The sequence below is a fragment of the Kribbella sp. CWNU-51 genome (genome assembly GCF_054073265.1).
This window is the reverse complement of record NZ_JBSXMZ010000059.1, coordinates 1-25,474: the sequence shown is the minus strand read 5'-3', so window position 1 is coordinate 25,474 and position 25,474 is coordinate 1. Positions and strand designations below refer to the sequence as shown.

Below are 25,474 nucleotides of genomic sequence, written 5' to 3'. Positions count from 1 at the left end.
GCTATCCGGGACCAGGCTCAACCGAACTTGACCTGACGCTGGTCCCCACTGGTCGCCTGACACTCGCCAGGGGCTATCGTGCCGGTGTCAACCTGACCCTCTCTCTACGGTGTGATTGGGCGATGCGTCTACGTGTGCTCGGGCTCTCCCTGTGTGCCCTCGGCCTGATGGGCCTGACCACTGCGCCGGCCGGTGCGGCCGGTTCGGGTTCCGCGGCCGACCCGGCCGTGACCAGTTTCGACAGCCAGGTCCGGGTCGAACGCGACGGCCTGCTCAGGGTCTCCGAGACCTGGAAGCTGAGCAACGTGAGCGGGACGTTCACCCGGTTCATCGTCACCCGCGACCACCTGCCCGACGACGTCGATCACGTGCAGGAGATCGGGGACCTGACCGTCAAGGCCGGCGGTCAGGACAAGCAGGCCGACGTGAAGACCGACGGCGACGTCACCTCGGTGGCGGTCGCGGATGTCAGCGGCACCACTCAACTGGACTTCACCTACACGGTGAAGGGCGCGGTCGCCAAGACGCTGAACGGCACCGAGGTCCGGTTCGCCCCGCTGACCGGCATCAACCTGCCCGTCACGCAGGCGAACATCCTCTTCAGCACACCCGAGGTCTCGCACGTCTCCTGTTTCGCCGGCGCGATCGACAGCAACACTCCGTGCACGCTGGCGCAGATCGGTGAGACGTCCGGGCCTACGTTCCAGCAGCAGATGCTGCCGCCGGGGAACACGGTCCGGATGGTGATCGGCTTCCCCGAGGGCGAGATCGCCGCAAACTCGATCGTCGAGTACCGCAAGACCTTCAAGCGAGCCTTCTCCACCGACACCGCGCAGTTGCTCACCGCGCTCGCGATCCTGCTGCTCGGCGTGATCGCGCTGCTGGTGCTCTACCGGCTGCGCGGACGCGACCGGGTCGACCCGCGGCGCGTCGTACCGGCGTCGCTGTTCAGCCTGGGCACCGACACCCGGATCGACTTCAGTCCGCCGTCCGACCTGCGGCCCGGCGAGGTGGGCACGCTGATCGACGAACGGATCGACCCGGTGGACGTCACCGCGACGATCATCGACCTGGCCGTCCGCGGTCACATCACGATCATCGAGCTGGAGCACGAGACCGAGTACGCGCGGCCCGACTGGGAGCTGCGTCGGGTCTCGAACGCGCCGTCGGAGGAGCTGCAGCGGTACGAGAACGTCCTGATCCGCGCGATCTTCGGCGACTCGGACTCGGTGCTGGTCTCCGAGCTCGGCCGTCAGGTGCGGGCGAACCTCGCCCAGGTCCAGGACGCCCTGTACGACGGTGTGGTCAAGCGCGGCTGGTTCAACGAGCGCCCGGATCGGACCCGGTCGCTGTGGGCGACGATCGGCATCGTCACCACCGTGCTGGGCGTCGCACTCACGGTCGTCCTCGCACTGCTGTCGACCTGGGGTCTGGTCGGCCTCGCGGTCACCCTGGTGGGCATCGGCCTGATCGTGGTCGGCCGCTACATGCCGGCCAAGGCGCCGGCCGCCGGCCGGGTGCTCGGCCAGGTCGCCGCGATCCGCGGTGAGCTGCTCGAGATGGACGTCAGCGAACTGCCGGTCGACCAGCACGCCGAGCTCTGCTCGCGCGCCCTCCCGTACGCCGTCGTCCTCGGCGGATCGGAGCGCTGGATCGACGCACTGGTCGCCACCGACAGCACTCCGGACGAGGAGGACGAAGGCTTCACCTGGTACCGCGGCCCCCGTGGCTGGCACCTGCAGTACCTGCCGGACTCGCTCCGCAACCTCACCACGAACCTGACGGGCGCACTCTTCGCCCGCTGAGTCAGACAGAACAGTGCCCGCCACACCGCCCCGGTGTGGCGGGCACTGTCGCTCTCACCAGTTGTGCTGCGGATTCGGCGGCGCCGGCAACGGCATGCCCGCCGGGTGGATGACGTAGACGAGCCCACCGGAGTGCGGCACCCATGCGTTCTCGAACGCGGCCCGGTCGTACGTCGTCCGCACCTGGTCGTTGCTCGCGATCAGATGCGAGGCCGGATCGTTGACGACCACGTTGCCGGCCTGGTCGAACCCGACGATCACCATCAGGTGCCCGTTGGTCCCGTAGCCCGCGCCGGGCAGGTCGCCCTTCTTGAACGACAGCGACGCGACCAGCGGGATCCCCGCCTTGATGAACTGCTCCGCCTCGGTCAGCGACCGCAGCCGGGTGATGAACCCGTCCACTCCGCGGCTCCCGGCGTACGCCGTGTTGAACGGCCAGTTCCCGGCGCCGTCGTAGGAGTAGTCGAACACCGAGCGCGCCGAGTGGTCCACCTGCGGATCGGTATAGGACGGATCGACCCACGCCGTCTCCGTCGCGGTCGGCCCGGCGCCGTAGTAGTCGAGCACCATCGCGGTGGACGTCGCCGAGCACCACGCCTCACCGCCGCCGTCCCACTGTGGATACTGCCCGATATGCGTCTCCTGCGAGTACGTCGGGACATCCAGTACGACGCCCTCCGCACCGCCAAGGGGGCTCACGGCAACTTTCTTGTCGGCGGGCAGCCGGGATGCCATCGCCCCCACGGACCGCACCACCGGCGACTGCGTCGTACCGCTGAGCCGATACAGGCTGACCTTGAGCTGCCAGCGATCCAGCCAGTGGCCGGTCGCTGCGGTAAAGGTGTCGACGGCAACGGATCCGTCGGCGTCACCCTGCTGCGGCACGGACGTCCGGTGGATGTCGCCGGCGGCGGTGTCGTCGCCACCGGACCAGCGGCCGAGCACGTACCACTTGGTCGTGGTGCCGAGATCCGTCGTACCTGCCAGCGAGACCTCGATCCAGGTGCCGGGCGGCGTGGTCGCGTTCCAGGACGCGACCAGCTCGGTCAGCCCGAAGCCGCTGCTGACCTGCGGCGAGATCCAGCTGGTCTGGTCGTAGTTCTTGGCGGTGCCGTCCCCGAACGGATCGACGTACGCCGTGCTGCCGGTCGGCGTACCGAAGCTCAGGGCACCGTCGGCGACGGTGGTGCCGTACTGGGCACCGGCGAGGAAGTCGGTGGTCGACGTCCACGTGCGGTAGGCGATCTGACGCGGTGGGGCTACCTTGACGGCCTCGCTCGGGAGCGAGCCCGCGCTCAGCACGACCACACCGAGAATCAGGGCGGTGAAGGAACGGGCGGCGGTCATGTTTCGACGGTAGACCCGCGCGCCGTGACTGTCGCGGTGAACGCGTGCCGCGACAGTTATCTCTCCTGTCAAATACTTACGAGCGCTTGTTCCACTCTTCAGCAAGCAAGGCGAAGACCAGTTCGTCGGTCCATTCGCCCTTCAGGAACTCGTTCTTGACGAAGTGCGCCTCCTGGCGCAGGCCGAGCCGCCGCAGCAGGTTCGCCGAGCCGGTGTTGCGGGCGTCCAGCCGGCCGATGATTCGGTGCATGCCGAGCTCCTCGAAGCCGAGCCGGAGCAGCTCGATCGAGGCCTCCGCGGCGAACCCGCGGCCGTGGAAGTCCGGGTGGAACACGAACCCGATCTCCCCGGTCCGCTGCTCGGCATTGTGCACGAACAAGGTGACCTCGCCGACGTGCTGACCGGTCTCCCGCAGGATCACAGCGACGGTGAGCGCTTGACCGTCGGTGTCCATCGGTACGTCGGTCAGCCGGCCGGCGAGGGACTCCTTCACCTGCTCGGGCGTCCTCGGGCCGTACAGCAGGAACCGGGCGACATCCGGTCTGGACTGCAGCCTGAGCAGGTCGTCGTAATCGGTGGCGAGATAGCGGCGCAGGGTCAGGCGGTCGGTCTCGATCGGCAGTGAAAAGCTCACCGATCGAGACTATGAGACCGCCGCAACCCAATTACCCCCGGCTCACCCGTTGGCGAGGGCAACCAGCCGAGACTGGTCGCCGTTGAACCGGTCCTGGTCGATCGGGCTCGAGCTGTACTGCCAGATCGTGTGGAACGGCCAGCCGCCGGGCAGGGTGCCGGGCGCCGAGGCGTACCGGGCGACCCAGAGCGGGTTGGTGGCGTTGAACGCGGTGCTGTTGCCGGTGCACTGGCTCCACCAGTCGAGGTTGGTGTAGATCACCGCGTCCCGCGTGGTCCGCGCCTTGTAGGTGTTGAGGAAGTCGCGGATCCAGTTGACCATCGCGGCCTGGCTCAGTCCGTAGCAGGTCGCGCCGTACGGGTTGTACTCGATGTCGAGCGAGCCCGGCAGGGTCTTGCCGTCCCGGGACCAGCCTCCGCCGTGGTCGACGAAGTAGTTGGCCTGGTTGGCGCCGCTGGAGTCGTTCGGGGTGGCGAAGTGGTAGGCGCCGCGGATCATCCCGACGTTGTAGGAGCCGTTGTACTGCTGGGCGAAGTACGGGTTGGTGTAGTAGTTGCCTTCGCTCGCCTTCACGTAGGCGAACCGCTTGCCGGCACTCCACTGCGAGGCCCAGTTGACGTTGCCCTGATGGCTGGAGACGTCGATGCCTTCGACCGATGCGGCGGGGGCCATCACTGCCGGGGCAGCGGTGGTCGTGGTGTTCGACAGCCAGCCCATGTACGCGTCGCCGGCCTTGTCGATGCCGTGCTGACGGGCCTGGGGCGTTGGCTGGTGGGATGCGGGCGAGGTGGTGCTGGCTTGGGCGGAGCCGATCGAGGCCAGAAGCAGACCAAGAGTGACGGCGGCACCCGTGAAAAGGGCGGACTTCACGGTGGACCTCCACAGAGCGATGAGGGGCGGACAGAGCGCTCGGCGAAGTTTTACCCGGGATCGGTAAGAATCAACCACTCAATCTGGGTCGAATGGTGAGTAATTACCGCACGTACGTCGGTGCGGCGGTGTAGGTGTTGCAGGCGGACGGGCTGCGGGTGACGAAACCGGCGTTCGCCCAGCGCGGGATGATCTCCCGGCTGCCGTGGTCTGGCTGGGTCATGTACTCGTCGCCCTGGTGGGAGTGCAGGTAGTCCAGTTGCGACTTCAGCAGCCCGGTCATCCCGTAACTGCTCTTGTTCGCGCCCATGAACACGTTGCCGAAACAGGTCGCCTGGATCTCCAGCCGGCGGCTCATCTCCAGCGACTTGTCACCGGTGAACTCGTACTGCAGGTTGTCCGTGGCGGCCAGGATGCCGGTCATGTTCTGCACGTGGTGACCGAACTCGTGCGCGACCGTGTCGGTCATCTCCGCGCGCAGCCAGGCCATCGCCTGGGTCTTGTTGGGGTAGGTCAGATACAGCTGGTACCACTTCAGGTCGCTGTTGGCGTCCATATAGATGGTCCGGTTCGACGAGCAGTAGAAGGAGCTCGGCGAGCTCCCGCCACACGGGGACTGGGCCGTCCCGACGAAGCCGACCAGGTGCGGCGGCACGAACCGCCCGCCGGCCAGCGCGACCTGTTTCGGCCAGGCTTTGACCAGACAGGCCAGCACAGTGTTGTAGTACTTGCGCGCGTTGGTGGCGCCGTTCGCGCGGGCGCCGGACTCCCGGCAGTTCACCGTCTTCTGCACGCCGGTCTTGTAGATCCGGTTCTTCGCGACGATGTCGGTGTCCGAGGGCGGGGGCGGCGTGGTCTTCGTCGGCTGCGGCTGCGTCGTCCGGGTGGTGGCCGGCGCCGTCGGGGCCTGGGTCGTCGCGATGTACGTCGGTTCCTCGGTCGGACCGTCGGTCGCCGTCGAGGTCGGCTGTGGCTGGGTGTAGTCACTGTCGCCGTTGTGCTTCAGCACCGAGCTGAGCACCGTGAACCCGACCACCGCGAGCCCGACGACGGCGATCGGCAGGATGATCCAGCCCGCCTTGCTCTTCTTCTTGGGCGGCGGGAATCCGTTCGAGCCCCAGCCGAATCCCGGACCCTGGGGTGGCGGCGGCCCCCAGTGCTGCGGACCGCCCGGCGGCGGGCCGTACTGCGGACCACCCGGTGGGGGACCGTACGGCGGGGGCGGCCCCTGGTACTGCCCGGGTGGCGGTCCGTACGGGCCCTGGTTCGACAAGAGTCCTCCTGGATGAGCGAGCTTGGGGACATCTTGTCAAGGAGGAGTGCCACTTCCCGTTACCCTTGACCGGTGACACTTCGCTTGTACGACACCGCAACGGCAGCAGTGAGGGATTTCGTGCCGGTCCATCCGGGCCAGGTCGGGATCTACCACTGTGGGCTGACGGTGCAGGGTGCCCCGCATGTCGGGCACATCTACAAGGAGGTCGTCTTCGACGTCCTGCGGCGCTGGCTGGAGCGCTCGGGCTACCAGGTCACCGTGATCGCGAACGTGACCGACATCGACGACAAGATCCTGGCCAAGTCGGCCGAGCGGCACGTGCCGTGGTGGGCGCACGCCTACGAGTTCGAGCGCGAGCTGCACTGGGCGTACGACGTGCTCGGCTGCCGCCCGCCGACGTACGAGCCGCGCGCGACCGGGCACGTCCCGGAGATGCTGGAGATGATCGCCGAGCTGATCGAGCGCGGGCACGCGTACGTCGCTCCGGACGGCTCCGGCGACGTCTACTTCGACGTCAGGTCCTGGCCGTCGTACGGCGCTCTGTCCCACCAGAAGATCGAGGACATGGAGCCCGCCGAGGACGCGGACCCGCGCGGCAAGCGGGATCCGCGCGACTTCGCGCTCTGGAAGGGCTACACCGAGGGCACGCCGCGGACGGCCTCCTGGCCGACGCCGTGGGGCCGCGGCCGCCCGGGCTGGCATCTGGAGTGCTCCGCGATGGCAGGCAAGTATCTGGGTGACGAGTTCGACATCCACGGCGGTGGGCTGGACCTGCGCTTCCCGCACCACGAGAACGAGCTGGCCCAGTCGACCGCGGTCGGGCAGAAGTTCGCCCGGTTCTGGATGCACAGCGCGTTGGTCACCACGGCCGGCGAGAAGATGTCCAAGTCGATGGGCAACGGCGCGATCGTGCGCAACGTGGTGCAGCGAGTGCGGCCGATCGAGCTGCGGTACTACCTGGTGCAGTCGCACTACCGGTCCGTGGTGGAGTTCTCGTTCGCCGCGCTGGACGAGGCCGCGACGAGCTTCCAGCGGATCGAGGGCTTCGTCACCCGGGCCGACGAGGTGACGGGTGGGGTCGAGCCGGCGGTGGAGCTGCCGACGGACTTCGTCGCCGCGATGGACGACGACCTCGGCACGCCGGCGGCGGTCGCCGTACTGCACAACACGGTCCGCGACGGGAACAAGCTGGTCGCCGACGGTGATTCGACCGCGCTGCGGGAGGCACTGGCCGCCGTGCGCGGGATGCTCGGCGTGCTCGGGCTGGACCCGCTGGCAGAGCCGTGGGCCTCGCGGGCCGCGGTCGGCGACGAGCTCACCGAGGTGGTGGACGGGCTGGTGAAGGCGCTGCTCGAGCAGCGGCAGGCCGCCCGCGAACGCAAGGACTACGCCGCGTCGGACGCGATCCGCGACCGGCTCAAGGCACTCGGCGTCGTCGTCGAGGACACGCCGCAGGGACCACGCTGGTCGCTCGCGGCACCGATTACTACCGACGAAGGAAACTGACGTGCCAGGCAGTAGCCAGCGCAAGGGCGCCATCCGGAAGAAGCCGAAGGGGAACCCGACGGCCGGATCCGGTGGCCGGGTTCGCCGCGGTCTCGAGGGCAGGGGCCCGACACCGAAGGCGGTGGACCGGGTCAAGCACCCCGCGCACAAGCGGGCGAAGGCCCAGGAGCGCGCCAAGGAGCGTGACCGCAACCGCCCGGCCCGCAAGTCCATGGACACGGGTGTCGAGTGGGTCTACGGCCGCAACCCGGTGGTCGAGGCGCTGCGGGCCGGTGTCCCGGCCGCCGCGCTGCATGTTGCCGAAGGCACCGAACGGGACGCCCGGCTGCGCGAGGCGTTGCTGATCGCCGTCGAGCACGGCATCTCGGTGCTCGAGGTGCCCCGGACCGAGCTCGACCGGGTCACCGCCGGCGGGGCCCACCAGGGCGTCGCGATCCAGATCCCGCCGTACGAGTACGCGCATCCCGACGACCTGCTCACCCGGGCGTACGACGCCGGCGAGGTGCCGCTCATCGTCGCGCTCGACGGCGTGACCGATCCGCGCAACCTGGGCGCGATCACCCGGTCCGCGGCCGCCTTCGGCGCGCACGGCGTACTCGTGCCGGAGCGTCGTGCGGCGTCCATGTCCGCGTCCGCGTGGAAGACGTCGGCCGGCGCGGCGGCCCGGATCCCGGTCGCCCGAGCCACCAACCTCAACCGCGCCCTCAAGTCCTACAAGGACGCCGGCCTGATGGTCATCGGCCTGGACATGGACGGCGCAGTCGAGCTCCCCGACCTCGACGCCGCCACCGAGCCGCTGGTCCTGGTCGTCGGCTCCGAAGGCAAGGGCCTGGCCCGCCTGGTCCGCGAGAACTGCGACCTCATCGTCTCCATCCCCATGACCACCGCGACGGAGTCCCTCAACGCGGGAATCGCCACCGGTGTAACCCTCTACGAAATCTCCCGCCGCCGCGCGTGATGTAACTACATGATGTAGGTACATTGATGGGTATGGAGACCATAGGGCTGCGCGAGCTGAACCAGAACCCGTCGAAGGCGGTGGCCCGGGTGCGCGCCGGGGAGACGATCGTGGTGACCGACCGCGGCCGGCCGGTGCTACGTCTCGTCCCGGAGGACGAACGGCCAGGAGCCTTGCAGCACATGATCGACTCCGGCGAGGTGACACCGCCGGCCGAGCTGGGGATGCCGGATCTCGTGCTGGAGTTGGCGCCAGACGTCGGGAGCCTGTCTGACCTGCTCATCGCTGGTCGCGACAAGGAGCGGAACAGGTGATCTACCTGGACGCCTGCGCGCTGCTCAAGTTCATCAAGCCGGAAGCCGAGTCGGCGGCTCTGCGTGCGTGGCGCGAGTCGCTGCCGACGGAGACCGAACTGGTGACGAGTGAACTGGCAAGGCTCGAAATCACTCGCACGCTGTTGTGGGCCGGCGTCGACCATCAGCAAGTCCCGTACTTCGCGGGGCAAGCGGTGCGCGGTGTCTACCTGGTCGATCTCACCTCGACGGTGCTCGGCCGGGCGATGGCATACCAGACCCCGAAGCTCGGCTCGCTGGACGCAATCCATCTCGCCAGTGCCGATCCGTTCCGCGCGGACCTGTCGGAGTTCGTGACCTACGACAAGGAACTGACCATCGCGGCGGAGGAGCTCGGTTTTCCTGTACTTGCGCCCGCGTGAAGCACTACAGGCCCGGGACGAGATCCCGGGCCTGTAGTCCACGAGTGCGTCAGTAGACGCTGACGCCGTAGCGCGAGAGGGCTTCGGTGACAGGCTGGAAGTACGTCGTACCGCCTGAGGAGCAGTTGCCGGAGCCACCGGAGGTCAGACCGAGGGCGACGGAGCCCGCGAACAGGGCGCCGCCCGAGTCGCCACCCTCGGCGCAGACGTTGGTGCGGATCAGACCGGTGACCGTGCCCTCGGCGTAGTTCACCGTGGCGTTGGTGGCCTGGACCGTGCCGCTGTGCACACCGGTGGTGCTACCGCTGCGCTTGACCGCCTGGCCGACTGACGCGTTGCCGGCGGACGTGATGTCCTGCGAGGAGCCGTTGTACAGGTCCACCGTGCCGGGGTGGTTCGTGTACGACGTGCTGTACTTCACGATCGCGTAGTCGTTCCCCGGGAAGCTCGACCCGAAGGTCGTCCCGAGGAGCGTGGTCTTGCTCGAGTTCGCGTACCAACTGGACGCGATGTTGCCGCAGTGGCCCGCGGTCAGGAAGTAGTACGTGCTGCCACTCCGGACGTTGAAGCCGAGCGAGCAGCGGTACTGCCCGCCATAGATGGCGTCGCCGCCGGCGATGTACTTCGTCAGTTTGCCGGGGATCTTCTCCAGCGTGACCCGGTTGCCGAACTGCTTGGTGACGCCGGTCAGCGCCGACATCTTGGCACCGGTGACCGTGTCGTCGTACGACACGATGATCCGGCCGTCCGGGTTCGTCTGCCAGGCGGTGCCCGGGATCGACGCGTCCTTGCTCAACGTCGCGGTGATCGCGGATGCGGACAGCGTCGACGGGTTGATCGTCGCGGCCGAGGCCTGGGTGGCCAGCAGTCCGGCGGCAGCCAGCCCGGCGGCGGCCAGGATCGCGGTGGTACGGCGGATAGGCGAAAATGTCACGGTTTCAGCCTCCTCACGATGAGGACGCGCTCGGGGCGGGTGCGTCCTTGACTTAAACCGTGACCTCTCGTACCCCGTTCTCTCCCTGGGTATTCAGGTGAATTCGGAGCGTAGGGGAAACCTGCGCTCAGTAAATGGAGACGCCGTACACGTTGAGGGCCTCGACTACCGGCTGGAAGTAGGTGACACCGCCCGAGGTGCAGTCGCCAGAGCCGCCCGAGGTCAGGCCGAACGCCCACTGCCGGTAGAACAGCGGACCGCCGGAGTCGCCCGGCTCCGCGCAGACGCTGGTGCGGATCAGGCCGGCCACCCGGCCGTCGCCGTAGTTGACCGTCGCGTTCAGCCCGGTGACGCGGCCGCTGTGCAGACCGCTGGTGGAGCCGCTGCGGTAGACGTACTGCCCGATGCCCGGGTTCATCGCCGTCGTGATGTCCTGCGAGTGCCCGTTGTACAGGTACACACTGCCGCCCGGCGGCTTCATCTTGATGTCAGTGCGGTAGACGATCAGCGAGTAGTCGTTCCACGGGTAGCTGGAGTCGTGCACCGCGCCGGTGAAGACCTGGTGGTTGGCGTCCTGGTACCAGCGGGCGGCTTCGTTGCCGCAGTGACCGGCGGTGAGGAAGTAGTACTTCCCACGCCGCTGCACGTTGAAGCCGACCGAGCACCTGACGTCGCCGCCGTACGTCGCCATGCCGCCGCTGATGTACTTGGTCAGCTTGCCGGGCAGCTTCTCCATCGTGATGCCCTGACCGAGCCGCTTGGTCACGTTGGTCAGTGCGGTGAGCTTGCTGCCGGTGACGGTGGTGTCGTAGGAGACGACGACGGTGCCGTCCGGCTTGGTCATCCAGGCGGTGCCCGGGGTGTTCACCTGCTCGTTCAGGGCCGAGGTGATCGCGGCGGCGGACAGCCGGGGCGGCTTCACCGGATCGGCCTTGGCAGGCATCGTGGCGACAAGGGTCAGCGCGGTGGCGGCGAGCACTGCCGCGGTACGTCGAAGAGTGGACGATTTCATGGCCATCAGCCTTCCGGGGCGTGCGGCTCTGATGAGCGGAGTGGCATCTTCAGGACATCAAACGATTGGCAGCCGAGTCTAAGGGCCCGTAGGTCAACGTCCGCCCGAGCACCTGCCGGTCACCGCGCAACTCGGCATGGTCGACGTCGACCGTCCAGTCCGCGCCGGACAGCGTCACCGTCATCGCGCCGTTGCCGAACCACGGCCCGTGCGCGATCTCCCATTCCGCCGCGACATCCCGCACGCCTGCCGACCGGGCCAGCTTGTGCAGCAACGTCGTCATCCAGTGGGCGTCGAGCAGGTGGTTCGCCCACTGGACCTTCCGCGGCACCGGATTCCGGAACGGAGACATCGTCAGCTGACGGATCGCCGTACCTGGATGACGTACGGCGATCAGCCGCGCCTCGGCCAGATAGCTGCAGTGCACGTCGCCGGACAGCATCAAGATCGACGCCGGCGGATCCTCACCGCTGACCAGCTCGGCGAGGAGCGTGGTCACGTCGTCGAAGGACCTCCGGAACGACGCCCAGTGCTCCAGATCCATCCCCTGCCGGATCTTCTCGCCGATCCGCGATCCCCGCTTGCCCCACGCACCGGACGAGATCGCCTCGTCCCAGCCCTCCAGGTGATGCAGCCCGGGCGCGAGCAGGAACGGCAGCGTCGACGCGAGCAGCAGATGCTGGATCGGACGGGTCGCGCCGACCGTGTGCCGCCGTACCCACTCCCATTCGTGGGCGTCGACCATCGCGCGTTCGTCCGGCTCGAGGCGCCGCGAGCAGCGCGAGTCGACCGCGACCAGCCGGACCCCGTGCGACGCGTCGCCGAAGTCGCGGTAGAAGCTCCACCGGCATGACGCCGGATCCTCGTCGGCGGTCCACGCGAAACTGTCGAGGTACGCAGTACGCTCGTCGTCGTCCTCGAGCGTCAGCATCGCGCGGTAGACCGCGTCGTCGTCGAGCTGCTCCGGCGACAGGTTGCCGAGGTGCTGGTAGACCCAGTACGACGCGTACGCGCCGACCACCCGGTCCCGCCACCACGGCTGGGCCGTGACCCAGCGCCGCCAGGTCAGCGAGGTGTTCCAGTCGTCGCGCAGGTCGTGGTCGTCGAGCAGCATGCACAACGGGACGGTCGAGAACAGCCACCGGACCGCGGGCGTCGTCCAGGAGTCGTCGTACAGCCAGGTGTACTCCTCGTAGTTCCCGATCTCGTCGGCCACCTCGGACCCCTGCCGGCCACCGTGCTTGGCGTGCAGTCGTTCCAGTACGGCATCGGACGGGTCGTCGGCGTACATCTGGTCACCCAGGAGCAGCAGCGCGTCGGGCAACTCGTCGTCGCCGGCCGCCATCCGCCCGGCCAGCGCGACCAGGGCGTCCGGACCGAACTCCTTGAAGCCGTCCGCGTCGAACGGCGCGGACCGCCGGCACGACCCGAACGACAGCCGGAACGTACCGTCCGCCCGCGGTGTCCGGATCACGCTGGGACCGTAGGAGTTGTCGGCCGGCGGCCAGACCGTCGTCCCGTCCAGCGTCACCTCGTACGGCGTGCTGCTGCCGGGCGTGAGTCCTTCGATCCGGACCAGCGCGTAGTGATGGCCGTGCACCGACCAGGTCCGCGCCCGGTGGCCGAGGATCTCGACCTCGGCCGGTCCATCGGTCTCCACCCAGACGGTCGCCCGCGTCTCGTCGACGTACCGCAGTAGCGGTCCCAGCCTGAGCTCCATCCGGGAAACGCTACTGTGCAAATTCCTCCCCCGCCCCGTCCGGGTCAGTCCATGCGGAGCGAGTGGAGCACGAAGGAGGCGAGCTCGCGGTAGGCCTCGGCGTCGTTCAGGCCGGTACGGCGGGCGATGTCACCGCGCTGGATCGCCTGCATGGTGTGCGCGATCATCTCGGCCGCGAACGCGATGTCGACCTGCCGGAACATCTTGTTGTTGATCCCGTCCTCGATCAGCGACCGCACCCGCTCGGCCGCGATCCGGGTGTTCCGCTCGTACACCGACCGGGCCGGCGCGAACGTGGCCACGTCGTCCAGGAAGGTCCGGCTGGCCGGCCGGAGCGCGTCCGCGACCGCGTTCAGGTACGCCGCGATCCGGCGATCGTGCCGGGTTTGCCGGGCAACCGCCGACTCCACCTGCGCGGTGGCATTCTTGAAGTAGTGCTTCACCACCTCGACGGCGAGCTGTTCCTTGCTCGGCGCGAGCGCGTAGAGGGTCGTCTTGCTGCAGCGCAGCTCGGCGGCCAGGTCGTCCAGGGTGAACCTGCTGAAGCCTTGTTCGAGGAACAGGACCAAGAGCCGGTCGAGCAGCTCGGACTGCCGGCGGGTACGGCGCCCCGGAACGACTGTTGTCATATCGAGACAGCATAGAACGATACGGAACTATGTGCTTCAGTATCGTTGCGAGTATCATTTGGTCAGCCGTTGAGAGGGGTGCCTGATGGCTGTCGATCGTCTCCTGCCGACCGATGAATCCGTTGATCTGCTCGCCCTGGTCCGTGACCTGTGCGAGCACGAGCTCGCGCCGCACGCGGCCCGGGCCGAGGAGAGCGAGACCTTCCCGCGGGATGCGTTCCGCACCCTCGGCAAGGCCGGCCTGCTCGGCCTGCCCTACCCGGAGCAGTACGGCGGCGCCGAGCAGCCGTACGAGGTGTACCTGCAGATGCTGGAGGAGATCGCCGCCGCCTGGATGTCGGTCGGCGTCGGGGTCTCCGTCCACACCATGACCAGCTACGCCATGGCGACGTTCGGCACCGAGGAGCAGCGGGCCCGCCTGCTGCCCGACATGGTCGGCGGCGACCTGCTCGGCGCCTACGCGCTGTCCGAGCCACAGGCCGGGTCCGACATCAGCGCGATGACCACGCGCGCTGTCCGCGATGACGACCAGTACGTCCTGAACGGGACGAAGGCCTGGATCAGCCACGGCTCGCACGCCGACTTCTACACCACCTTCGCCCGGACCTCGGACGACCCGAAGCGCGGGATCTCCGCGTTCCACGTGCCGGCGTCGGCCGCGGGGCTCAGCTTCGGCGCGCCCGAGCGCAAGATGGGGCTGACCGGGTCGACCACCACGCTGGTCAACTACGACCGCGTCCGGATCCCGGCCGCGAACCTGATCGGCGCCGAGGGCGACGGCATGCGGATCGCGCTGTCCGCGCTGGACTCCGGCCGGCTCGGGATCGCCGCGTGCGCGACCGGCCTGGCCCAGGCCGCGCTCGACGTGGCCGCGGCGTACGCGAAGGAGCGGCAGCAGTTCGGGCAGCCGATCGCGGACTTCCAGGGGATCCAGTTCCTGCTCGCCGACATGGCGGCCGCGGTCGAGTCCGCCCGGTCGACGTACCTGCAGGCGGCTCGGCGGCGCGACCTCGGCCGGCCGTTCACGCAGCAGGCGGCGATCGCCAAGCTGATCTGCACCGACGCGGCGATGAAGGTCACCACGGACGCGGTGCAGGTGCTCGGTGGGTACGGTTACACCCGCGAGTTCCCGGCCGAGCGGTACATGCGTGAGGCCAAGGTGACCCAGATCTTCGAAGGAACCAACCAGATCCAGCGGCTGGTGATCAGCCGCGACCTGCTGAGGAGCGTTTGATGACATTTGGCCCGGCCGACGTCGCGCTGGTCACCGGTGGTGGTTCCGGGCTCGGAGAGGCGACGGTACGACGGCTCGCCGCCGACGGACTGGGGGTCGTGATCGTCGACCTGCCGTCCTCGGCGGGCAAGGCCGTCGCGGACGAGCTGGGCGACCGGGTCGTGTTCGCCCCGGCCGACGTCACCGACGAAGCCGCTGTGACCGCTGCCCTGGACGCGGCCGCCGCGCTGGGGACGCTGCGGGTTGTCGTCACCTGCGCCGGGATCGCGACGCCGGGGCGGGTCGTCGGCCGCAAGGGTCCGTTGCCGCTAGCAACGTTTCGGCAGGTCGTCGAGGTGAACCTGGTCGGCACCTTCAACGTGCTCCGGCTGGCCGCCGAGCGGATGATCGCCCAGCAGCCCGGCGACGACGGTGATCGCGGCGTCGTGGTGATGACCGCGTCGATCGCGGCGTACGACGGTCAGGTCGGCCAGGCGGCGTACGCGGCCAGCAAGGGCGGCATCGTCGGTCTCACCCTGACCGCGGCGAGAGACCTTGCGGACAAGGGCATCCGGGTCGTCACGATCGCCCCCGGCACCATGGAAACCCCCATGCTGGCAGGCCTCCCGGAGGAGACCCGCACCATCCTCGAGCAGCAGGTCCCGCACCCGTCCCGGCTCGGCCGCCCGTCCGAGTACGCCGCCCTCGTCCGCCACATCCTCGACAACCAGTTGCTCAACGGTGAGGTCATCCGCCTGGACGGCGCCCTCCGGATGCCGCCGCGCTGACCTCGGTCACCGCTCGGAAGTCACCACTCGGCGAAGGAGCCGTCGGCGTGGCGGAAGACAGGGGAGCGCCACTGGTGCGGGTTGGCCGCGGCGGCGCGGACTCCGCCGCGGTAGAAGGTGCCCTTGGCAATGGTCTGCCAGTGCTCCTCGATCCGCAGCGGATCCGTGCCGACCAAGTACTCCATCGACGCCGCGACCGCGGCCTGCACCGCCTCGGCCCGTCCTTCGACGATCGGCTCACCCCACCCGCTGATCCCCTCGTCGGTGTCGATCCGCAGGAACTGCCACCGAGGCGCCACCAGGAATGTCTCGTAGCCAACGATTTTCACGTTTCAAACCCTATCCGCCGCCGCGTGGGCGGTTGGGCTGTGGACAACGGCATCGCATGCTCGCAACACCCGTATCTTCTCTGTCGACCAACCAGGGAAGGCGGTGTCTGTCAAACATGTACTACAATGGCCTCATGGCTGAAGTGCCGATCAGGATGCTGAATCAGGAGACGGCCCGGGTGCTCGCTCGGGTCAAGGCAGGCGAGGAGATGGAGATCACCGAGCGAGGTGTGGTCATCGCTCGTCTGGTCCCGGTCGACCCGTCTCCCTTGGGGCGTTTGCTCGCGACCGGGCACCTACGACCGAGCCGTGCCGAGGGTGCCGTCCCGCACCCGAGCGGTGAGGTGCGGACCGATCACGAGGCCGGCGAACTCCTCGAGCAGATGCGCGACGGGGAGCGCTACTGATGATCTACCTGGACACGGCCGCATTGGTGAAGCTCGTCCGGCGTGAGGCGGCGACGGACGAACTGGTCGACTGGCTCAACGAGCAGGTGGATCGGATCTTCATCTCGTCGGTGCTAGTTGAGGTCGAACTGCCCCGAGCCCTCCACCGCACCGAACCAGCCCTCCTCAGTTCCGTACCCGCTGTCCTGGCTCGGGTTTCGGTGTACGACGTGGACGAGATTGTGCGCACCACCGCGGGTGCCTATCGCGATCCGTGGATACGGTCGCTGGATGCGATCCACCTTGCGACCGCAGAGGCGATCCTGGGCGACGATTTGACGGCGTTCGTGACCTATGACCGTCGTCTGCTGGCGACGGCCAAGGCGATCGGCCTGCCGGTCGCGAGCCCCGGGATGAGCTGAGGCTCAGCGGGGTGGCGGGGTGACGGGGCGGGCCGGGTCGAAGAGGTCGCTGGGCTGGTTGGGGTTGTGGACGCCGGTGCGGATGAGGTCCAGGGCCGGGTAGCCGATCAGGCGCCGGGTCGTGCCGTCGTCGGCCGGGAACTGGCGGGCGAGGTTGCAGCTTGAGTAGGTGACGCGGACCGGCCACGAGGTGGATCGTGTGTGGAGGATGACAACGTAGGTGCGGGGAGATACGTCCTGGCAGCCGGGTGGAGAGTCCGGCGGCAGGCCCTCGGGCGCGGTGACCAGTAGGCGAGCCAGTTGGGCGGCCTGCGCCGGGGGGAGGCTCGATCCGGCGACCAGGGAGCCCTTCCAGTATTCGCAGATGCTGGCTGAGATGACCGGATCGTTCACCCTGGTGCCGTGCGGCCGGAAGTCCGCGGGGGTGCAGCCGTAGTCGTCGGTGCCGGTGATCGGGCGGCCCGAGTCGAGGATGCGGCGGCGCAGTGCGTCGTCGTCCGTCAGCACGCTGACCTTCGTCCCGCCGACAACGCGTGTCTCCTCGGTCCAACCGCCGTCGTACGTCTTGATGCCTGGGGCCTGGACGTCGTCGAACCACAGATACGGCTGTCTGCGGTCCAACGGGAGTACGGCGTCCGAGCAGGTGTACCAGTTCTTGCTGAGCCAGCCGTTCAACCGTCCGATCGTGGGGACGGCCGGGTTGGCGAACGTCGTACACGGCGCGGGACCGGAGATGTACTGCGTCCAGCTGGACGGAACCTGGACCTGGACGGCCTTGTAGGACTCCCAGCGCCAGCCGGGCTCAGCCGCGCCGGGGCGGGCGATCGGCGGGTCGGTCCGGAGTTCGGTGAGGGATTGGGCCGCGGTGATCGCGGTGGCGACCGCGGCGCAGGCCAGGACGGTGGCACCGATAGTGCGGCCGGTACGTCGGCGGCGCAGGCGATGGTGGACATCGGACAACAGGTGGTCGTCGGGCGGTGCGTCGGCCGCGTGCCTCGACAGGCTCGCCGCGACCATGTCCTCGGTTGCGTCCATATCAGGTGGCCTCCTCGGCCGTGGTCAGCGTGGTGCGCAAAGTGGCCAGCGCCCGGTGGATCTGCGAGCGGACGGTGGCGGAGGAGCAGTCGAGGATCTCGGCGATCTCGGCGTCGGGCAGGTCCTCGTAGTACCGCAGGACGACGGCGGCGCGTTGCTTGGTGGGCAAGGTCGCGCAGAGCGTCCAGACCGCGTCCTGCTCCGCCTGCGCCTCCGCGTGATCCGGACCGGCCGAGCCGCCGCCTGGACCCGGCGACTCCGCTGCCGGATCGGCGGTCGGCGTCTCCCGGCGGAGGAACCTGCGCCACCGGGAGATGTCGGCGTTCACGATCGACCGGCGGACGTAGGCCTCGGGGTCCTGACCACGACAGATCCGGGTCCACCGCGAGTACGCGGCGATCAGCGCGTCCTGCACGGCTTCCTCGGCGCGAGCGTGGTCGCGCGTGAGCAGGTACGCGAACCGCAACAGCGCGGCACCCCGTTGCGCCACCCACTCGTCGAAGTCGGGCGTTTCCATCCGGCACCTCCCACCCTTATCCACGCTGGCGGGCGGCCGGACGTTGCAAGCCTCAGTCGGCCTCGGAGATGGCCGGGGTCGGCAGCGCGAGCTTCTCGTCCGGCTTGGCGCTCAGTACGTCGTCCACGTAGGACCGCGCCGCCTCCATCGTGTCGATCTCGTGGCCGGCCTGCTCGGACAGGAACCAGCGGTGTTCGAGCACCTCGTGGAAGACCTCGGCGGGCTCGAGCTTGCGCTTCAGGTCGCGCGGGACCAGGCGGACGACCGGTTCGAAGACCTCGGTCAGCCACTCGTGCGCGACGATCTCCTCGTCCTCGTTCTGCTGGTCGGTCGAGGCGGCGTAGGAGTCCAGGTCGTTCAGCAGCCGGCGGGCCTGGTTCTCCTCGACGTCCAGGCCGGTCAGCCGGAGCAGCCGGCGCGAGTGGTGGCCGGCGTCCACGACCTTCGGCTGGATCCGGATCTGGCTGCCGTCCCAGTCGGTGATGATGTCGATCTCGGCGACATCGAAGCCGAGGTCGTTCAGCCGCCGGATCCGCGAGTCCAGCCGGTGGATCTCGTCGGTGGCGAACTCCTCGGGTGCGGTCAGCTCCGCCCACAGCGCGTCGTACCGGTCGTTGATCGACTGGACCGTCTCCTGCGGATCGATGTCCGGGTCGAGCAGGCCGCCCTCCTGCAGGTCGAGGAGCTCGCCGAACAGGTTGATCTCGGCGGTGTACAGGTCGTGCGCGCGCTGCCCGTCGGAGATGTCCTGGTGCAGCTCGCCGGTCTCGGCATCCACCAGGTACGCCGCGAATGCGCCGGCGTCCCGGCGGAACAACGTGTTGGACAGCGAGCAGTCACCCCAGAAGAACCCGAGCAGATGCAGCCGCACGATCAGCGCGACCAGGGCGTCGATCAGCCGGTTGACGGTGTCCGGCCGGAGCGTGCTGGAGAACAGCGCGCGGTAGGGCAGCGAGAACTGCAGGTGCCGGGTGATCAGGATCGAGTCGATCGGCTCGCCGTCGCGGTCCAGCCGGTCCGTGATCACGCCGACGGGCTCGACCGAGGGCGCCTCCAGCCGCTCCAGGTCGCGCAGCAGCCGGTACTCGTGCATCGCGAGATGTTCGAGGACCTCCTTGATCGCGTACACAGTGCCGTTGACCCGGACGAACCGGACGACATGCCGCGAGATACCGCGCGGCAGCGCGACCAGTTGGTCCTCGGGCCAGTCCTCCAGCGGCACATCCCACGGAAGCGACAGCAGACCGGTGTCCGGGCGAGTGGCGACGAATCGGGGCACGACGCCCAGTCTGTCAGGAATCCTGAGGCTTCAGCGAGGTACGTAAGTCGTTGCAAGAATTTGCGTGATGTGGCGTAGAGTTTGCGTCATGACACGACGACTTGCAGAGGTGGCCAAGAAGGTCGGCGTCAGTGAAGCCACCGTGAGCCGGGTCCTGAACGGGAAGCCCGGAGTGTCCGAGGCGACCCGGGAAGCGGTGCTCACCGCGCTGGACGTGCTGGGGTACGAGCGTCCCACGCAGCTGCGCGGCGATCGCGCGAGGCTGGTCGGGCTGGTGCTGCCGGAGTTGCAGAACCCGATCTTTCCCGCGTTCGCCGAGGTCGTCGGTGGCGCGCTCGCGCAGCAAGGTTTCACCTCCTTGCTCTGCACCCGGACGCTCGGCGGGGTGTCCGAGGCCGACTACGTGGATCTGCTCCTGCAGCAGCAGGTGTCCGGGGTCGTCTTCGCCGGCGGGTTCTATGCGCAGGCCGACGCGCCGCATCAGCACTACGAGCTGATCCAGGAGCGCAAGCTGCCGACCGTGCTGGTGAACGCGGCCGTCGACCACCTCGGCTTCCCGCAGGTGTCGTCGGACGACGTCGTCGCCGCGGAGATGGCGATCGGGCACCTGCGCGCGCTCGGTCACCGCCGGATCGGGATGGTGCTCGGGCCGCGCGACCACATCCCGTCGCGGCGGAAGCTGGACGCGTTCCTCGCCTCGGAGGAGGCGGACCCGGACCTGGTCGAGCACACGATGTTCTCGCTCGAGGGCGGGCACGCGGCCGCGACCCGGCTGGTCAACAACGGCGTCACCGGCATCGTCTGCGCCAGTGACATCCTCGCCCTCGGCGCCATCCGCGCGGTCCGCCGGGCCGGCCTCTCCGTCCCCGACGAGGTCTCGGTGATCGGGTACGACGACTCCGCGATGATGAACTGCACCGACCCGCCCCTGACCACCGTCCGCCAGCCGATCGATGCGATGGGCCGGGCCGCAGTCGACATGCTGGTCGCGCTGATCGAGCGGGCCGCCGTACCCGCCGACGAACTGCTCTTCGAGCCCGAGCTGGTGGTCCGGGCCTCCACCGCCCGCGCTCGGATCTGACCCACCCCACTCCGCAGCCGCTGACCGGTCCCTCGGTCGGCGGCTGCTGTCGTGTGCGCGCAGCGCCCACCTTCCCATCTAAAGTCACGATTTTGCAATCTCAAATCGAAGTATTGCGCGACGGTGTCGAGTTGCCTACGGTGTCCGCAAGATCGAGGGAGAGGGTGGATCGATGAGGACAACGCGCCGCGGGCTCAGCCTGGTGTTGGTGGTGGGACTCGGGCTGGTGGCCGCGTCCTGCGGATCGGGGGAGGCGAAGAAACCGGCCGCCGAGGGATCGGCGGACGGGCCGGTGACGATCACGGTCGGCTGCCAGCCGCCGAAGAGCAATCCGAAGGAACGCACGGCCTGGGACGCGGATGTGGCCGCCTTCCAGAAGCAGCATCCGAACATCACCATCCAGAGCAAGGACGCGTTCCCCTGCATCAACCCGGACACCTTCCAGGCGAAGCTGGCCGGCGGCACCCAGGAGGACGTCTTCTACGTCTACTACACCGACGTCCAGAAGATCATCAAAGCCAAGCAGGCCGCGGACATCAGCCAGTACGTCGGCAGCGTCGGCGCGGTCAAGGACCTGCGTCCCGACGTGATGGGCGTGTTCAAGGACGGCGACAAGACCTACGGCCTGCCGCGCAACAACTACAACATGGGCCTGGTCTACAACCGCAAGCTGTTCACCCAGGCCGGCCTGAACCCGGACAGCCCGCCGAAGACCTGGTCCGAGGTGCAGGAAGCCGCGAAGAAGATCGCCGCACTCGGCGCCGGGTACGTCGGCTATGGCGAGTACTCGGCCGGTAACACCGGTGGCTGGCACTTCGCCGCCTCGCTCTACGCCCGCGGCGGCTCGATGGTCAGCGACGACGGCAAGACCGCCGCGTTCAACAGCCCCGAAGGCAAGGCGGTGCTGGAGAACCTGAAGAAGATGCGCTGGGACGACAACTCGATGGGCACCAAGCAGCTCCTCCAGTGGGAGGACCTGATGCGCATGATGGGTGGGGGCAAGCTCGGCATGATGATCGGCGCGCCGGACGTCGTGCAATCGGTGAACAACGACTTCAAGGGCAAGTTCGAGGACTACGGCGTCACCGCCGTACCGGAGTCCGACGGCAAGGCGTCGCTGAGTGGTGGCGACGGCTACATGTTCAACCCGAAGGCGACGCCGGAGAAGATCAAGGCTGGTCTGCTCTGGCTGCAGTTCCACGAGCTGACGCCGGGCCAGGGCCAGTTCAACTACGCACGGTCCAAGGAACAGGGCCGTCCGGTCGGGCTGCCGATCCCGGACCTGTACGGCGACTCCGCACCGGGTAAGGAGGTCGTTGCCCTGCGCACGCAGTACGCGACGGTCCCGGTCGACCACTTCGCGCCGTACGTCGCCGCGCAGCCGAACATCACCAACAAGCTCGAACCGCCGAAGGCGCAGGAGCTGTACGCCGTCCTCGACGTGGCGATGTCCGCGGTGCTGACCCGCAAGGACGCCGACATCGACAAGCTGCTGTCCGACGCGGAGAGCAAGGCCAACAAGATCCTGGCCAAGAACGCCTGATGGCTGTTACCGACCAGCAGGTCCGTCGTCCCCACGCAGTGGGGGCGACGGACCCGCGATCACCGGACGACCACGGCGCTCTGCGCCGGGCGGTTGGGCGCAACCTCACTGCCTACGGGTTTCTCTGCGGTGCATTGATCTGTTTTGCCTTGTTTTCCTGGTATCCGATGATTCGAGAGGTGGTTCTGAGTTTTCAGCAGAACAACTTCGTGGATCCTGGGGTGTGGGTCGGGTTCGACAACTTCCGGACGGTGATCGAGGACCCGGCGTTCCGGTCGGCGTGGTTGAACACGGCCGCGTTCAGCGCGCTCGCGCTGGTCATCGGGTATGCGGTCCCCTTCGTGCTGGCCGTCGTACTCAACGAGCTCAGGCACGCGAAGGCCTACCTGAGGTTCGTCGTCTACCTGCCGGTGATGCTCCCGCCGGCGGTCGCCGTACTGCTGTTCAAGTGGTTCTACGACCCCGGCAACGGCCTGTTCAACCAGGTGCTCGACGTCTTCCACCTCCCGCCGCTGAGCTGGCTGGACTCCACGAGTACGGCGCTCGTCAGCCTCGTGCTCGTGTCGACCTGGATGAACCTCGGCACCGGCACGCTGATCTACCTGGCCGCGCTGCAGAGCATCCCCGGCGACCTCTACGAATCCGCCGAGCTCGACGGCGCCGGTCTGTTCCGGCGCGTCTGGCACGTGACGGTCCCGCAGACCAAGCTGATCCTGCTGGTGATGCTGCTCCTGCAGATCGTCGCGACCATGCAGGTGTTCATCGAGCCGTACCTGCTGACCGGCGGCGGCCCGGAGAACGCGACCGTCACGGTCGCCTACCTGATGTACCAGTACGCCTTCAACTTCGGCGACTTCGGCGGCGGCAGCGCCCTCGGCCTGATGCTGATGATCGTGCTGCTGGTGTTCTCCACCGTCTACCTGCGGGTCTCGCGCGAGGAGGACGCCCGATGAGGACTCTGGTGTCGCCCCTCTCACTCCGGACTCCGAGAGGACGAGTGGTCTACTGGACCACGCTGGTCGTCGTCGTGATCGGATTCACCGGCGCCTTCGTGTTCCCGCTGTACTGGATGGTGACCGGCGCGCTGAAGTCACCGGACGAGATCGCCCAGATCCCGCCGAGCTTCTTCCCCAAGCATGTCGACTTCGGGGTCTACAAGGACGCCTGGGACCAACTCCAGCTCGGGATCTTCCTGAAGAACACCGTCTTGTACGCCGGTGGCGCGTGGCTGTTCACGCTCGCGGTGGACGTGACCGCGGCGTACGCGTTGTCGAAGCTCCGCCCGTTCTTCGGCAAGCTGATCCTCGGCGCGATGCTGGCGACCCTGATGATCCCACCGATGGTCCTGCTGCTGCCGACGTACCTCGTGGCGAAGGACCTGCCGATCTTCCACGCCAGTCTGCTGAACACACCCTGGGCGATCTGGTTGCCGGCGGCAGCGAACGGGTTCTTCGTCTTCCTGCTCAAGCGGTTCTTCGACTCGATCCCGCGCGAACTGCTGGAGGCCGCGGAGATCGACGGCGCGTCGCCGCTGCGGATCCTCTGGTCGATCGTGCTGCCGGTGTCGAGGCCGATCCTCGGGGTGGTGTCGATCCTGTCCGTGGTGACGGTGTGGAAGGACTTCGTCTGGCCGCTGCTGGTGCTGCCGGAGACCGACAAGATGTCGATCAGTGTCGGCATCGCGTCGCTGTCCGCACAGATGCCGCAGAACGTGCTGATCGCCTCACTGGTGATCGCCAGCCTCCCCACCATCCTCGTGTTCTTCATCTTCCAGCGGAGCATCATGGCCGGGCTCACCGCCGGAAGCCTGAAAGGTTAAGGAGATTCGATGGCCGACGAATGGTGGCGTGGAGCTGCGATCTACCAGGTCTATCTGCGGAGTTTCGCGGACGGGAACGGGGACGGGATCGGCGATCTGGCCGGGCTTCGGCAGCGGTTGCCGTACCTGGCCGAGCTCGGCGTGGACGCGATCTGGCTGAACCCGTGGTACCCGTCCCCGATGGCCGACGGCGGGTACGACGTCGCCGACTACCGCGCGATCGACCCGGCCTTCGGCACGCTGGCCGAGGCCGAGGCGTACATCGCGGAGGCGCACGCGCTGAACATCCGCACGATCATCGACATCGTGCCCAACCACGGCTCCGATCAGCAGGACTGGTTCGTCGAGGCGCTGCGGGCCGGCCCGGGCTCACCCGAGCGGGAGCGGTTCATCGTCCGGCCAGGTCGCAGTGACCAGCCGCCGAACGACTGGCAGTCGATCTTCAACGGCCCGGCCTGGACGCAGGTCGAGGACGGCGAGTGGTACCTGCACCTGTTCGCCCCCGAGCAGCCGGACTTCAACTGGCGCAATCCCGAGGTGGTCGAGGAGTTCCACGACATCCTCAGGTTCTGGCTGGATCGTGGCGTCGACGGGATCCGGATCGACAGTGCCGCCGTACTGTTCAAGGATCTGGACAGCGTCGAGGAGTCGTACACCGACCACGACGAGGTGCACGACGTCTACCGCGGCTGGCGGCAGATCACCGACTCGTACGACGCCCGGTTCCTGGTCGGCGAGATGTGGATGCCGGACCAGGAGCGGTTCGCGCTGTACCTGCGGCCGGACGAGATGCACACGGCGTTCAACTTCGACTTCCTGTCCCGCCCGTGGGAGGCCGGCGAGCTGAAGGCGTCGATCGATCTCACGCTGTCGACCCACGTCCCGATCGGCGCGCCGCCGACCTGGGTGCTGTCCAACCACGACGTCACCCGGCCGGTGACGAAGTACGGGCGCCCGGACACCTCGTTCTCGCACCAGGACCGCAAGCACGGCATGCGCACGGACCTCGTCCTCGGCGAACGCCGCGCCCGGGCCGCAGCTCTGCTCGCCATGGCCCTCCCTGGCGGTTTGTACGTCTACCAGGGGGAAGAGCTCGGCCTTCCGGAAGTCGAGAACCTGCCCGACGAGCTCCTCCAGGACCCCATCTTCACCCGCTCGGGCGGCACCGACCGCGGCCGGGATGGTTGCCGCGTCCCCCTACCGTGGTCCGGCAAGGAGCCGCCGTTCGGCTTCGGCGCCGGCTCCACCTGGCTCCCGCAACCCGCCGACTGGAAGAACCTCACCGTTGAGTCCCAGCACGACGACCAGAACTCGATGCTCACCCTCTACCGCACCGGCCTGAAGCTCCGCCGCGCCCACCTGGGAGATGGATCGCTCAGCTGGCTCGACTCGCCACCTGATGTCCTCACCTTCCAGCGGGAGAACCTGGCCTGCGTGACCAACTTGAGCGCCGAGCCTGTCGACCTGCCGCCGCACGAGGAGGTGCTGCTGACCAGCATCCCCCTCGACGACGGCCGGCTTCCGAGCGACGCGACCGCTTGGATCCGCTGATGCGGGGAAACAAACCTGCGTCAGCCGACGGCAGATTCAGGGGATTGTTGCAACGCCTGATTGTTGGAGGGTGTTGTGATGGGGCGGAAGTTGTCCGAGGTGCGG

Annotated in this window: 26 protein-coding genes; 14 read left to right on the top strand and 12 right to left on the bottom strand. The window is 68.1% G+C overall.

What is annotated here, in order from left to right:
- Positions 1–122 precede the first annotated feature (122 nt).
- The gene (locus tag ACXC9Q_RS39845; RefSeq protein ID WP_457062044.1) at positions 123–1,805 is read left to right on the top strand and encodes a DUF2207 domain-containing protein; all 1,683 of its coding nucleotides are present in this window, start codon (positions 123–125) and stop codon (positions 1,803–1,805) included.
- A 54-nt stretch (positions 1,806–1,859) separates the two neighbouring features.
- Here ACXC9Q_RS39845 and ACXC9Q_RS39840 read toward each other — a convergent pair whose 3' ends face one another.
- From ACXC9Q_RS39840 to ACXC9Q_RS39825, 4 genes are all read right to left on the bottom strand, one after another.
- Positions 1,860–3,152, bottom strand: coding sequence for a peptidase C39 family protein (locus ACXC9Q_RS39840; RefSeq protein ID WP_457062042.1), 1,293 nt, complete (start codon positions 3,150–3,152; stop codon positions 1,860–1,862).
- 76 nt (positions 3,153–3,228) lie between these two features.
- Positions 3,229–3,786, bottom strand: a complete 558-nt coding sequence (locus ACXC9Q_RS39835) for a GNAT family N-acetyltransferase (RefSeq protein WP_457062040.1) — start codon at positions 3,784–3,786, stop codon at positions 3,229–3,231.
- A gap of 42 nt (positions 3,787–3,828) precedes the next feature.
- Positions 3,829–4,656 (bottom strand): lysozyme, encoded by an 828-nt coding sequence (locus ACXC9Q_RS39830; protein WP_457062038.1) that lies wholly within the window; start codon positions 4,654–4,656, stop codon positions 3,829–3,831.
- Between the two features lie 103 nt (positions 4,657–4,759).
- Entirely contained in the window at positions 4,760–5,929 is a 1,170-nt protein-coding gene (locus ACXC9Q_RS39825) for a neutral zinc metallopeptidase (RefSeq protein ID WP_457062036.1), read from the bottom strand.
- Positions 5,930–6,001: 72 nt separating this feature from the next.
- On the opposite strand from ACXC9Q_RS39825, the gene cysS reads away from it, so the two are divergent.
- The 4 genes from cysS to ACXC9Q_RS39805 are packed head-to-tail and all read left to right on the top strand — an operon-like array spanning position 6,002 to position 9,111.
- Positions 6,002–7,438, top strand: a complete 1,437-nt coding sequence (gene cysS, locus ACXC9Q_RS39820; RefSeq protein WP_457062034.1) for a cysteine--tRNA ligase — start codon at positions 6,002–6,004, stop codon at positions 7,436–7,438.
- A 1-nt stretch (position 7,439) separates the two neighbouring features.
- The gene (gene rlmB, locus ACXC9Q_RS39815; RefSeq protein WP_457062032.1) at positions 7,440–8,396 is read left to right on the top strand and encodes a 23S rRNA (guanosine(2251)-2'-O)-methyltransferase RlmB; all 957 of its coding nucleotides are present in this window, start codon (positions 7,440–7,442) and stop codon (positions 8,394–8,396) included.
- Positions 8,397–8,428: 32 nt separating this feature from the next.
- Positions 8,429–8,710, top strand: a complete 282-nt coding sequence (locus ACXC9Q_RS39810; RefSeq protein ID WP_457062031.1) for a type II toxin-antitoxin system Phd/YefM family antitoxin — start codon at positions 8,429–8,431, stop codon at positions 8,708–8,710.
- Positions 8,707–9,111 (top strand): type II toxin-antitoxin system VapC family toxin, encoded by a 405-nt coding sequence (locus tag ACXC9Q_RS39805; protein ID WP_457062030.1) that lies wholly within the window; start codon positions 8,707–8,709, stop codon positions 9,109–9,111. The genes ACXC9Q_RS39810 and ACXC9Q_RS39805 overlap by 4 nt, the downstream gene beginning before the upstream one ends.
- Positions 9,112–9,160: 49 nt before the next feature.
- Here the strand turns inward: ACXC9Q_RS39805 and ACXC9Q_RS39800 are convergent, their stop codons facing one another.
- From ACXC9Q_RS39800 to ACXC9Q_RS39785, 4 genes are all read right to left on the bottom strand, one after another.
- Entirely contained in the window at positions 9,161–10,045 is an 885-nt protein-coding gene (locus tag ACXC9Q_RS39800; RefSeq protein WP_457062029.1) for a S1 family peptidase, read from the bottom strand.
- Positions 10,046–10,172: 127 nt separating this feature from the next.
- Entirely contained in the window at positions 10,173–11,057 is an 885-nt protein-coding gene (locus tag ACXC9Q_RS39795) for a S1 family peptidase (protein ID WP_457062028.1), read from the bottom strand.
- A gap of 49 nt (positions 11,058–11,106) precedes the next feature.
- Positions 11,107–12,777, bottom strand: a complete 1,671-nt coding sequence (locus ACXC9Q_RS39790) for a DUF7800 domain-containing protein (RefSeq protein ID WP_457062027.1) — start codon at positions 12,775–12,777, stop codon at positions 11,107–11,109.
- A gap of 44 nt (positions 12,778–12,821) precedes the next feature.
- Positions 12,822–13,406, bottom strand: coding sequence for a TetR/AcrR family transcriptional regulator (locus tag ACXC9Q_RS39785; RefSeq protein ID WP_329484103.1), 585 nt, complete (start codon positions 13,404–13,406; stop codon positions 12,822–12,824).
- A gap of 85 nt (positions 13,407–13,491) precedes the next feature.
- Between ACXC9Q_RS39785 and ACXC9Q_RS39780 the strand changes: the two genes are divergently transcribed.
- Both ACXC9Q_RS39780 and ACXC9Q_RS39775 read left to right on the top strand, forming a co-directional pair.
- The gene (locus ACXC9Q_RS39780; RefSeq protein WP_457062026.1) at positions 13,492–14,640 is read left to right on the top strand and encodes an acyl-CoA dehydrogenase family protein; all 1,149 of its coding nucleotides are present in this window, start codon (positions 13,492–13,494) and stop codon (positions 14,638–14,640) included.
- Complete coding sequence (locus ACXC9Q_RS39775; protein ID WP_457062025.1) at positions 14,640–15,407, top strand: SDR family NAD(P)-dependent oxidoreductase; 768 nt, start codon at positions 14,640–14,642, stop codon at positions 15,405–15,407. The genes ACXC9Q_RS39780 and ACXC9Q_RS39775 overlap by 1 nt, the downstream gene beginning before the upstream one ends.
- 20 nt (positions 15,408–15,427) lie before the next feature.
- Here the strand turns inward: ACXC9Q_RS39775 and ACXC9Q_RS39770 are convergent, their stop codons facing one another.
- Positions 15,428–15,736 carry a hypothetical protein gene (locus tag ACXC9Q_RS39770; protein ID WP_457062024.1) on the bottom strand — a complete coding sequence of 103 codons (309 nt, stop codon included), beginning with the start codon at positions 15,734–15,736 and terminating at the stop codon, positions 15,428–15,430.
- A gap of 134 nt (positions 15,737–15,870) precedes the next feature.
- Here ACXC9Q_RS39770 and ACXC9Q_RS39765 point away from each other — a divergent pair, with 134 nt between their 5' ends.
- Both ACXC9Q_RS39765 and ACXC9Q_RS39760 read left to right on the top strand, forming a co-directional pair.
- Positions 15,871–16,143 carry a type II toxin-antitoxin system Phd/YefM family antitoxin gene (locus tag ACXC9Q_RS39765; protein ID WP_457062023.1) on the top strand — a complete coding sequence of 91 codons (273 nt, stop codon included), beginning with the start codon at positions 15,871–15,873 and terminating at the stop codon, positions 16,141–16,143.
- Positions 16,143–16,544, top strand: coding sequence for a type II toxin-antitoxin system VapC family toxin (locus tag ACXC9Q_RS39760; protein WP_457062022.1), 402 nt, complete (start codon positions 16,143–16,145; stop codon positions 16,542–16,544). Before ACXC9Q_RS39765 ends, ACXC9Q_RS39760 begins: the two co-directional genes overlap by 1 nt.
- Before the next feature lie 3 nt (positions 16,545–16,547).
- On the opposite strand, the gene ACXC9Q_RS39755 is transcribed toward ACXC9Q_RS39760, so the two are convergent.
- From ACXC9Q_RS39755 to ACXC9Q_RS39745, 3 genes are read right to left on the bottom strand one after another with little or no spacing between them, the layout of a single operon-like run.
- Entirely contained in the window at positions 16,548–17,579 is a 1,032-nt protein-coding gene (locus ACXC9Q_RS39755) for a hypothetical protein (RefSeq protein ID WP_457062021.1), read from the bottom strand.
- A gap of 1 nt (position 17,580) precedes the next feature.
- Positions 17,581–18,096, bottom strand: coding sequence for a SigE family RNA polymerase sigma factor (locus tag ACXC9Q_RS39750; RefSeq protein ID WP_457062020.1), 516 nt, complete (start codon positions 18,094–18,096; stop codon positions 17,581–17,583).
- Positions 18,097–18,148: 52 nt separating this feature from the next.
- Positions 18,149–19,396 (bottom strand): DUF4032 domain-containing protein, encoded by a 1,248-nt coding sequence (locus ACXC9Q_RS39745; RefSeq protein WP_457062266.1) that lies wholly within the window; start codon positions 19,394–19,396, stop codon positions 18,149–18,151.
- 67 nt (positions 19,397–19,463) lie between these two features.
- Between ACXC9Q_RS39745 and ACXC9Q_RS39740 the strand changes: the two genes are divergently transcribed.
- The 5 genes from ACXC9Q_RS39740 to ACXC9Q_RS39720 all read left to right on the top strand — a co-directional run bounded on the left by ACXC9Q_RS39740 (position 19,464) and on the right by ACXC9Q_RS39720 (position 25,369).
- Positions 19,464–20,456, top strand: coding sequence for a LacI family DNA-binding transcriptional regulator (locus ACXC9Q_RS39740; protein WP_328524130.1), 993 nt, complete (start codon positions 19,464–19,466; stop codon positions 20,454–20,456).
- Positions 20,457–20,628: 172 nt separating this feature from the next.
- Positions 20,629–21,999, top strand: a complete 1,371-nt coding sequence (locus tag ACXC9Q_RS39735; RefSeq protein WP_457062018.1) for an ABC transporter substrate-binding protein — start codon at positions 20,629–20,631, stop codon at positions 21,997–21,999.
- A gap of 179 nt (positions 22,000–22,178) precedes the next feature.
- Complete coding sequence (locus ACXC9Q_RS39730) at positions 22,179–22,952, top strand: carbohydrate ABC transporter permease (protein WP_457062017.1); 774 nt, start codon at positions 22,179–22,181, stop codon at positions 22,950–22,952.
- Entirely contained in the window at positions 22,949–23,818 is an 870-nt protein-coding gene (locus ACXC9Q_RS39725; protein WP_457062015.1) for a carbohydrate ABC transporter permease, read from the top strand. The genes ACXC9Q_RS39730 and ACXC9Q_RS39725 overlap by 4 nt, the downstream gene beginning before the upstream one ends.
- Positions 23,819–23,827: 9 nt before the next feature.
- Positions 23,828–25,369, top strand: coding sequence for a glycoside hydrolase family 13 protein (locus tag ACXC9Q_RS39720; protein ID WP_457062014.1), 1,542 nt, complete (start codon positions 23,828–23,830; stop codon positions 25,367–25,369).
- Positions 25,370–25,474: the final 105 nt, after the last annotated feature.

Excerpts from the sequence above, each read along its gene's own strand:
- ACXC9Q_RS39845 (WP_457062044.1), top strand. The coding sequence starts at position 123 with ATGCGTCTACGTGTGCTCGGGCTCTCCCTGTGTGCCCTCGGCCTGATG.
- ACXC9Q_RS39840 (WP_457062042.1), bottom strand. The coding sequence starts at position 3,152 with ATGACCGCCGCCCGTTCCTTCACCGCCCTGATTCTCGGTGTGGTCGTG.
- ACXC9Q_RS39810 (WP_457062031.1), top strand. The coding sequence starts at position 8,429 with ATGGAGACCATAGGGCTGCGCGAGCTGAACCAGAACCCGTCGAAGGCG.
- ACXC9Q_RS39795 (WP_457062028.1), bottom strand. The coding sequence starts at position 11,057 with ATGAAATCGTCCACTCTTCGACGTACCGCGGCAGTGCTCGCCGCCACC.
- ACXC9Q_RS39790 (WP_457062027.1), bottom strand. The coding sequence starts at position 12,777 with ATGGAGCTCAGGCTGGGACCGCTACTGCGGTACGTCGACGAGACGCGG.
- ACXC9Q_RS39785 (WP_329484103.1), bottom strand. The coding sequence starts at position 13,406 with ATGACAACAGTCGTTCCGGGGCGCCGTACCCGCCGGCAGTCCGAGCTG.
- ACXC9Q_RS39780 (WP_457062026.1), top strand. The coding sequence starts at position 13,492 with ATGGCTGTCGATCGTCTCCTGCCGACCGATGAATCCGTTGATCTGCTC.
- ACXC9Q_RS39775 (WP_457062025.1), top strand. The coding sequence starts at position 14,640 with ATGACATTTGGCCCGGCCGACGTCGCGCTGGTCACCGGTGGTGGTTCC.
- ACXC9Q_RS39765 (WP_457062023.1), top strand. The coding sequence starts at position 15,871 with ATGGCTGAAGTGCCGATCAGGATGCTGAATCAGGAGACGGCCCGGGTG.
- ACXC9Q_RS39760 (WP_457062022.1), top strand. The coding sequence starts at position 16,143 with ATGATCTACCTGGACACGGCCGCATTGGTGAAGCTCGTCCGGCGTGAG.
- ACXC9Q_RS39755 (WP_457062021.1), bottom strand. The coding sequence starts at position 17,579 with ATGGACGCAACCGAGGACATGGTCGCGGCGAGCCTGTCGAGGCACGCG.
- ACXC9Q_RS39750 (WP_457062020.1), bottom strand. The coding sequence starts at position 18,096 with ATGGAAACGCCCGACTTCGACGAGTGGGTGGCGCAACGGGGTGCCGCG.
- ACXC9Q_RS39740 (WP_328524130.1), top strand. The coding sequence starts at position 19,464 with ATGACACGACGACTTGCAGAGGTGGCCAAGAAGGTCGGCGTCAGTGAA.
- ACXC9Q_RS39735 (WP_457062018.1), top strand. The coding sequence starts at position 20,629 with ATGAGGACAACGCGCCGCGGGCTCAGCCTGGTGTTGGTGGTGGGACTC.
- ACXC9Q_RS39725 (WP_457062015.1), top strand. The coding sequence starts at position 22,949 with ATGAGGACTCTGGTGTCGCCCCTCTCACTCCGGACTCCGAGAGGACGA.
- ACXC9Q_RS39720 (WP_457062014.1), top strand. The coding sequence starts at position 23,828 with ATGGCCGACGAATGGTGGCGTGGAGCTGCGATCTACCAGGTCTATCTG.